Origin of the sequence: Phenylobacterium sp., from assembly GCF_028290885.1 — a bacterium.
GTDB lineage: Bacteria > Pseudomonadota > Alphaproteobacteria > Caulobacterales > Caulobacteraceae > Phenylobacterium.
On the sequence record NZ_JAQGIZ010000180.1, the window covers coordinates 1 to 5,395 of the forward strand.

The window sequence follows — 5,395 nt, forward strand, 5'->3', positions numbered from 1 at the left end:
TCGTCATCATCGGTTCGGGCCCCGGCGGCTACGTGACCGCCATCCGCGCCTCGCAGCTCGGCATGAAGGTCGCCATCGTCGAGCGGGAGCTGCTGGGCGGCATCTGCCTGAACTGGGGCTGCATCCCGACCAAGGCGCTGCTGAAGTCCGGTGAGATCTACGAACAGCTGGACCACCTGGCCGACTACGGCCTCTCGGTGGAGAAGCGCGGCTTCGACTTCGGCCAGGTGATCGCCCGCTCGCGCACGGTGGCCGGCCAGCTGTACGCCGGCGTCGCCTTCCTGATGAAGAAGCACAAGGTCGAGGTGATCGAGGGGTCGGCGTAGCTCGAAAAGGGCAGCCCTGCGCCCAAGGTCGTGGTGGCGCTGAAGGCCGGCGGCTCGCGGACGGTGCAGGCCAAGCACGTGATCCTCGCGACCGGCGCGCGGGCCCGCACCATCCCCGCCGCGGGCCTGGAGCCCGACGGCGAGCGGGTCTGGACCTACCGCGAGGCGCTGGCGCCCAAGTCCGCGCCGAAGAGCCTGATCGTCATCGGCTCCGGCGCCATCGGCATCGAGTTCGCGAGCTTCTTCCGGGCGCTGGGTTCGGACGTCACCGTAGTCGAGGCCCTGCCGCGGATCCTGCCGGTCGAGGACGAGGAGGTCTCCAAGGCCGCCCACAAGGCCTTCGAGAAGCGCGGCCTGAAGTTCCGCGTGCCGGCCAACGTCAAGAAGCTCACCAAGACCAAGTCGGGCGTCGCCGTCGAGATCGAGGCCGGCGGCAAGACGGAGACGCTGGAGGCCGACGTCGCCATCGTCGCGGTCGGCATCGTCGGCAACGTCGAGGACCTGGGGCTGGAGGCGCTGGGCGCCAGGATCGAGCACACCCACGTCGTCGCCGACCAGCACGGCGCGACCGGCGTTCCCGGGCTCTACGCCATCGGCGATGTCGCCGGGCCGCCGTGGCTGGCGCACAAGGCGAGCCACGAGGGCGTGCATTGCATCGAACACATCGCGGGCCTCAAGCCGACCAACATCGAGTCCCCGATCCCCGGCTGCACCTACTCGACGCCACAGATCGCCTCGGTGGGCCTGACCGAAGCCCAGGCCAAGGAACAGGGCCGCGAGCCCAAGGTCGGGCGCTTCCCGTTCCGCGTGAACGGCAAGGCGATCGCGGCGGGCGAACTCGAGGGCTTCGTGAAGACCGTCTTCGACGGCAAGACCGGCGCGCTCATCGGCGCCCACATGATCGGCGCCGAGGTCACCGAGATGATCCAGGGCTTCACCCTGGCCATGACCCTGGAGGCCACGGAAGCCGAGCTTCAGGCCACCGTCTTCCCGCACCCGACCATGAGCGAGGCCATGCACGAGGCCGCCCTCGATGCCTACGGCATTGTGCTGCACATCTGAATCGCAGTGCTCCCCTTTTGGGGGAGCTCCTGCGAAGCAGGTGAGGGGGTCCGCTCAAACGCCGCTGAGGACCCCCTCCGGCGCGTCGCGCCACCTCCCGACGGGGGGACTTAGGGCCGCTTCCTCACCAGCGCGTCCAGGCTCCACGGGCCGGGGCCCGCGAAGATCAGGTAGAAGAACATGAAGCAGAACAGGATCGCGGCGTCGCCCTGATTGACTCCGGGCCAGGGGTTTTTCGACGCATGGGCGATGAAATAGCCCACGGCCATCTCACCCGAGCAGATGAAGGCCGCGATGCGGGTGAAGAGGCCGAGCGCAATGAGTGCGCCGCCAATCACCTCGATGTAGGCGGCGGCCACAAGGATCGTCGGCAGAGGATCTGGGGCGCCAGGCTGCGGCGCAGGGAAATGCAGCAGCTTCATCAAGCCATGCTCCATGAACAGCAAGGCGGTGATGATCCGCAGGATCGACAGCACGCGTGGCGACCAGGCGTCCAGATTAGGCATGTGACAGCTCCCAAACCCCGCCGGTGCGGCCGGCGTCCCTTAAGCGCACTCGCCGCCGGGGCTCACGCCGCCCGGCGCATCTCCGCGTCGACAATCCGCTGCAGGGCCACGTAGTCGGTCTTGCCCGTTCCGAGCACCGGGATTTCAGGTACGCGGATGATCTTGCGTGGCACGGCGATCTCCGGCGCGCCGATGGACTGCGCGTGGGCGATCAGCGGGGCCGCGTCGGCATCGCGGCGGTCGGTGACCAGCACCAGGCGCTCGCCCTTCTTGGAGTCGGGAAGCGAGATGACCGCGTGGCGGCAGTCCGGCCACACCGCGCAGGCGAGGTCCTCGGCGGCGGTGAGCGAGACCATTTCGCCGCCGACCTTGGCGAAGCGCTTCACGCGGCCCTTGATCTTCACCCAGCCGTCGTCGGTGATCGAGACCACGTCGCCGGTGTCGTGCCAGCCGTCCACCGGCGGCTCCAGTCCGCCGCCCAGCGCAAGGTAGCCGGCCATCACGTTGGGCCCGCGCACATAGAGCTTGCCGCCTCCCGGAATGCCTTCCACCGGCTCCAGCCGCGTCTCCATGCCCGGCAACAGGCCGCCGACGGTGCCGCGGCGGTTGTCCAGCGGCTTGTTGACCGCGATCACCGGCGAGGCCTCGGTGGCTCCATAGCCTTCCAGGACCGGTACGTCGCCGAACCGCTCGGCGATCAGGTTGTGGGTCTCCTCGCGCACCTTCTCGGCGCCGCAGACGATGAACTGCAGGCCTGAAAGTTCGTCGCGTTCGGCGGAGCGGGCGTACTGGTTCACGAAGGTGTCGGTGGCCAGCAGGATGGAGGCCTTGGCGTCCTTGATCAGCGGCGGGATCTGCTTGATGTGCAGCGGAGACGGGTACTGGAAGGCCTTCATGCCGGTGAGGATCGGCAAGAGCACCCCGCCGGTCAGGCCGAAGCAGTGGAAGGTCGGCAGCGGGTTGAACATCACCCAGGCCGGATCCAGCGGGATGTGCGCCTCTATCTGGCGGACGTTGGCGATCAGGTTCTGCTGGCTGAGCATCACCCCGCGCGGCGCGCCGAAGCTGCCGGAGGTGAACAGGATGACGCCGGCGTCGGTGGGCCTGGTTGGCGCGCGGAACTGCTTAGGGAAGGCCCCGGCCGTGGCGGCGAACAGCTTGTCGGCCACGCCCACGGTGGCGCGCACGTCCTCCAGGTAGGTTACGGTCGTCAGCGTCTCCAGCGCGTCGACGAGGTCATGCAGCTTGCCCTGCTCGATGAACCGGTGCGCGGTCAGCACGCGTTTGACCCCGGCCAGCTCGCAGGCGGCCTTCAGGTTCCGGATGCCGGAGGTGAAGTTCAGCATGGTGGGAACCCGCCCGAAGGCGTGCAGGGCGAAGAATGTGACCACCGTCGCCGAACTCGCCGGCAGCATCACCCCCACCCGCTCGCCGGGCCTGGTGAACGCCGCGATCTTGCGCCCGAGCGCGAAGGCCGCCCGGATCAGGTCGGTGTAGGTCAGCGGGTTGCGTTCCTGGTCCTCCAGGATCGGCTTCTTGGCGCCGTAGGTCTGGCGGGCCTCCACCAGGGCGTCGAACAGGGTCGTCTGCGCCTGGTGGGCGTCGAAGGAACGCGACAAGAGCCAGCACCTCCCGTTTGTTATCGTTACCGCAAGCCTATCGCCCGGCTGCAGGGATGAAAAGATTGGTTACACAGCGTGAGCTGGGCGGCTTGGCCATTCGCGACTTGATCCGGAGCCCGCGACCGCCGATTTAGGGCCCATGGCCGTGGTCATCGACAATCTCTCTGGCGCCATCCGCCCCCGCCATCCGGAGAAGCAGGCGAACCCTGAGACGCCGCTCTTGCGCAAGCCCGAGTGGCTGCGGGTGCGCGCGCCCGGCTCGGCCGGCTACAACGCCACCCGCGATATCGTGAAGGCCCACGGCCTGGTCACCGTCTGCGAGGAGGCGGCCTGCCCGAACATCGGCGAGTGCTGGTCGAAGAGCCACGCCACCATGATGATCATGGGCGACGTCTGCACGCGGGCCTGCGCCTTCTGCAACGTGGCGACCGGCAAGCCGCAGGCGCTCGATCCGACCGAGCCCCCCCGGGTCGCCGACGCCGTGGCCAAGATGGGCCTGAAGCACGTGGTGATCACCTCGGTGGACCGCGACGACCTGGCCGACGGCGGGGCAGGGCACTTCGCCGCCGTGGTCCGCGCGATCCGCGCCGCCGCGCCCGGTACGACCGTCGAGATCCTGACGCCGGATTTCCTCAGGAAGCCGGTGGCCGCCGCCTACGAGGTGATCGATTCCAAACCCGATGTCTTCAACCACAACCTGGAGACCGTGCCGCGGCTCTACCTCTCGATCCGGCCGGGCGCGCGCTACTACCATTCGCTGCGGCTGCTGGAGCGGGTGAAGGAGCGCGATCCGGAGCAGTTCACCAAGTCCGGCGTGATGGTCGGCCTCGGCGAGACCAAGGAAGAGGTCATGCAGGTGATGGACGACATGCGCTCGGCCGGCGTCGACTTCATCACCATCGGCCAATATCTCCAGCCCACTCGGAAACACGCCCCAATCGACCGTTTCGTGCATCCCGACGAGTTCCACGCCTACGAGGAGATCGCCCGGGCCAAGGGCTTCCTGATGGTGGCGGCGAGCCCCTTGACCCGCTCGTCGCACCACGCCGGCGAGGACTTCGCCCGCCTGCAGGCCGCCCGGATCGCGCGGGAAGCCGCGGCCTGAGGGCCCTTGAAACACCACGTCTCAAAGCATCTGCCCTACACGCCGGACCAGCTGTTCGCCCTCGTGGGCGACGTCATGGCCTATCCGGACTTCGTGCCGTGGATCACCTCCATGCGCATCTGGAACGCCCGCTCGCTGGGCGATGGCGTCGAGACCGTGGACGCCGAAGCGGGGGTTGGCTTCTCGTTCCTGAGGGAGCGGTTCTCGACCCGGGTGCGCCGCGACGCCGCCAACTGTCAGATCGACGTCACCCTGCTCTCCGGCCCCTTCAAGCGGCTCGCCAACCGCTGGCAGTTCTTCGAGGCCGAAGACGGCGGAACCCGCGTCGAGTTCGACATCGACTTCCAGTTCAAGTCCCGCCTGCTGGAAGCCCTGCTCAGCGCCAACTTCGCCCATGCCGTCGACCGGCTGATGAGTTGTTTCGAAGCGCGGGCGAAGGCGCTCTATGGCCCTTCTCTACCGCTCATGCCCGCGAAGGCGGGGGCTCAAGCTGAATCCGCAAGTTCCGCGTCCAAGCCACCGGGAAGCTGACACCCCGCTTGGGTCCCCGCCGGAGTTTATCCTCGGGTCGGCCCCTGGCCGAGCCCGGGGCGGGGAGGAGCGGAATTTGTGGCCCTCAGGTCATCCGATCCCGCAGCATCTCCAGCGCCGACTGCACGGCGGCCAACTGGATGCCGATGCGGTCTTCCACCTCGAAGAATTCCTGGCGGTGCATCAGGCCGTGGTTGGTGCGCGCGGTGGCGATGTGGACGGTGCCGACCGGCTTCATGGGCG

The 5,395-nt window shown here is 68.1% G+C and carries 5 protein-coding genes and 1 pseudogene; 3 read left to right on the forward strand and 3 right to left on the reverse strand.

Annotated elements, in window-relative coordinates; genetic code table 11:
* Positions 1–1,388: pseudogene (gene lpdA / locus JWP28_RS12150) on the forward strand (dihydrolipoyl dehydrogenase); the annotation flags it as partial.
* A 110-nt stretch (positions 1,389–1,498) separates the two neighbouring features.
* Here the strand turns inward: lpdA and JWP28_RS12155 are convergent.
* Positions 1,499–1,894, reverse strand: a complete 396-nt coding sequence (locus JWP28_RS12155) for a DoxX family protein (RefSeq protein WP_299543206.1) — start codon at positions 1,892–1,894, stop codon at positions 1,499–1,501.
* A 62-nt stretch (positions 1,895–1,956) separates the two neighbouring features.
* Positions 1,957–3,513, reverse strand: a complete 1,557-nt coding sequence (locus tag JWP28_RS12160; RefSeq protein WP_299543208.1) for an AMP-binding protein — start codon at positions 3,511–3,513, stop codon at positions 1,957–1,959.
* A 142-nt stretch (positions 3,514–3,655) separates the two neighbouring features.
* Between JWP28_RS12160 and lipA the strand changes: the two genes are divergently transcribed.
* Both lipA and JWP28_RS12170 read left to right on the forward strand, forming a co-directional pair.
* Positions 3,656–4,621: a lipoyl synthase gene (gene lipA / locus JWP28_RS12165; protein ID WP_299543210.1), complete on the forward strand. Its 966-nt coding sequence runs from the start codon at positions 3,656–3,658 to the stop codon at positions 4,619–4,621.
* Positions 4,622–4,627: 6 nt separating this feature from the next.
* Positions 4,628–5,152: a type II toxin-antitoxin system RatA family toxin gene (locus tag JWP28_RS12170; protein ID WP_299543212.1), complete on the forward strand. Its 525-nt coding sequence runs from the start codon at positions 4,628–4,630 to the stop codon at positions 5,150–5,152.
* Between the two features lie 85 nt (positions 5,153–5,237).
* On the opposite strand, the gene JWP28_RS12175 is transcribed toward JWP28_RS12170, so the two are convergent.
* Entirely contained in the window at positions 5,238–5,390 is a 153-nt protein-coding gene (locus JWP28_RS12175; protein ID WP_299543213.1) for a CinA family protein, read from the reverse strand.
* Positions 5,391–5,395 lie beyond the last annotated feature (5 nt).